This window comes from Vibrio sp. 10N.222.52.C12 (assembly GCF_041474215.1).
Taxonomy (GTDB): Bacteria; Pseudomonadota; Gammaproteobacteria; order Enterobacterales; family Vibrionaceae; genus Vibrio; species Vibrio crassostreae_C.
The window spans coordinates 1-2,269 of record NZ_JBFRTR010000232.1 but is presented as its reverse complement, the minus strand read 5'-3'; the positions used below and the strand labels follow the sequence as shown (position 1 = coordinate 2,269).

The following is a 2,269-nucleotide window of genomic DNA, read 5'->3' as shown; positions in this document are numbered from 1 at the left end:
GTTATATATAAAGTAATATGCAACTAATATTTTGGGTGAATCATTTGTTTTGAAATTGTTAATCAATTATCGGTTGAATAATATACTCACTTGGTTAGACTTTAACCGTGAAAGCAATGGTTTAACAAAGACTTATTTGCTTTTATTATCTCATTTCTTTTTGGATTTTTTAGTTAGTTTGGAGGCGCAAATGAAACATTTCGATTTTATACAGCATATTTGCGCGTCGTTTGATCCGTGTACTGACATGGTGACTGTTATGTCACAAACATCAGCCATGGCCGATCGAAACACCCAAGATAAACCTAACTAATAGATCCGTACCCTTATTTGGCTGCGGAAAAATAGCAGCTAATTGAGAAGCCCTCATACTATTTAACACGCTATTTTTCCTCAGTTTATTTTACAACTGGAGAGTTATTATGCGTCACTCAGTATACTTAAAACTAGCAACAGTCCTTATCCGTGCAGACCTTCGTCGTGAAGAACGTGAATGGCAACGAAAAGTTCGTCGTAGTTCATACGATCTACCATGGAACAATACTCATTTATTGAGAGATATTGGCCTTGAAGCCGATGGTCGACCAATTGGTTTTTCTGAACCTGAAGTCGTTACGATTGAACGTCGAGTTCGTCACCTTCGTCGAGTCTTAAGCGCGCGAATACCGACGTAATCTTGTGGGGTGATAGCGCCTTTCACCCCTTAAGATAAATATCAGCGATAGTTGTGGCGTCGGAAGTGCAAGCTTTTGAACTAGAACTGGCCAAAAAAGAGAAGCACTTGCTTCTCTTTTTTGCTTTTTTAAGCCGTTATGTGTGCTTTTTTAAGTCGTTATCTAGTAAAGAAAAAGAGTTCTACTACGCTTTATAGAGCAAGGGAGGCTGGCTATGCAAAAGCATCAATTAGACATGTGGTTACATGGAGAGCACAAAGACTCGTATCAAACACCAAAGGTATACGTTATTGGCTGTTCCGATATCTCGGAATATCTATTAGCAGTGGAATATAAACACAAGCTAGAACCGGTAAAGCAAGACGGTGAGCCGCTTCACTTTGGATCCTTGGATCAAGTGAAAGAAGAGTTACTCCGGCTCGGCTTTGAAAAGGCGTATCTTCGCTTACACAACGCCTATGATGAGTTTGGTAATGAGCCAAGCCAAAGCTACTGTGATATTGAACTGGCGCTCAAACCTCATTAGAACTCGTTTCTTACTACCGACGGTTGATAACACACTGATCATCCTATCTTTGAAGTGCGTTAAGCGACCTATGCGTAGTGTGTCGTCAGCAATTTGTGGGTGAATTGAGTTCTTAGGTAAAAACCACGCGGTTTAGTCTTGATGGGCTTTCCACTTGCACCGTAGGCTTCCGTTAACACTCGGCTGTTGGCGGCTTTTGGTCGTAGATGCAGCGCTTCACCGTGCCTTGCTGTTATTTGTTCAACATTGCCTAACACGATCAATTCCATCAGTTCTTCCCAATCCCTTTTTAGAAGCTCGTTTTCAGCCTCGCTTGGTGTCCATAGCAAAGGGGATCCTACATGCCTCTCTGCTAGCGGGATCTCTCTTTCTCCCTCGACAGGGATCCACAACACCTTAGACAGCTTGTTTCGAACGTGGCTGGTTTCCCAAGTTATGCCTTGCACACCCATCAAAGGAGCAACACACACAAAGGTGGTTTCGAGTGGCTTGCCAGAGTAGCTAATCGGAATGCTTTTTAGCTCGATACCGAGCTTGGCAAAATCTTGTTCTGGCTTACTGCCTGCAGGTGCACCCAAGTGCCATTCCAATAGCTGCCCAACCCAGCCTTTATCACGCTTAAGGTCGTTTGGCATCACCATCTCAGCTTCGTCAGCGAGCTCTTTAAAGGTCATTCCGGCGATGGCATACGCGCGCTCTAACAGCTCTTGTTGTGTTTGTGGTTCTGGTTTCATAATAAAAGGCATGATCAAAAAAATGATTTTATCAGAAGTTATCACCAAATGACGACTGGTTAAGAAATGATCTCCTTGCGAGAGAAGGGATCAAACTCAGGGTTATCCACAGGACATAAAGGTAATTAATTGAAATATTAATTTAGTGGATAAATAAACAGGGGTTTATGGTGGATAAAATGCTTGCCAAATGGGGTTCAAAATGAATCTTTCACTTAGTAGTGTGGATAAACATCGGAGTGGTTGATCTTTAACCATGTCAGGTTTCTGAAAGATCTTTTACATTTCTAATGTTTTTTAAAACTAGAATGTTATTTTAATTTACTGATTTATAT

The 2,269-nt window shown here is 41.5% G+C and carries 3 protein-coding genes; 2 read left to right on the top strand and 1 reads right to left on the bottom strand.

Annotated elements, in window-relative coordinates; all coding sequences use genetic code 11:
* Positions 1-422: 422 nt before the first annotated feature.
* Positions 423-674, top strand: coding sequence for a hypothetical protein (locus AB4623_RS24005; protein WP_004735015.1), 252 nt, complete (start codon positions 423-425; stop codon positions 672-674).
* A 214-nt stretch (positions 675-888) separates the two neighbouring features.
* Positions 889-1,200: a DUF6482 family protein gene (locus tag AB4623_RS24000; RefSeq protein ID WP_004735016.1), complete on the top strand. Its 312-nt coding sequence runs from the start codon at positions 889-891 to the stop codon at positions 1,198-1,200.
* Between the two features lie 68 nt (positions 1,201-1,268).
* Here the strand turns inward: AB4623_RS24000 and mutH are convergent, their stop codons facing one another.
* The gene (gene mutH, locus AB4623_RS23995; protein ID WP_102332791.1) at positions 1,269-1,934 is read right to left on the bottom strand and encodes a DNA mismatch repair endonuclease MutH; all 666 of its coding nucleotides are present in this window, start codon (positions 1,932-1,934) and stop codon (positions 1,269-1,271) included.
* Positions 1,935-2,269: the final 335 nt, after the last annotated feature.

Coding starts and splice junctions, on each gene's coding strand:
- AB4623_RS24005 (WP_004735015.1), top strand. CDS start 423: ATGCGTCACTCAGTATACTTAAAACTAGCAACAGTCCTTATCCGTGCA.
- AB4623_RS24000 (WP_004735016.1), top strand. CDS start 889: ATGCAAAAGCATCAATTAGACATGTGGTTACATGGAGAGCACAAAGAC.
- mutH (WP_102332791.1), bottom strand. CDS start 1,934: ATGAAACCAGAACCACAAACACAACAAGAGCTGTTAGAGCGCGCGTAT.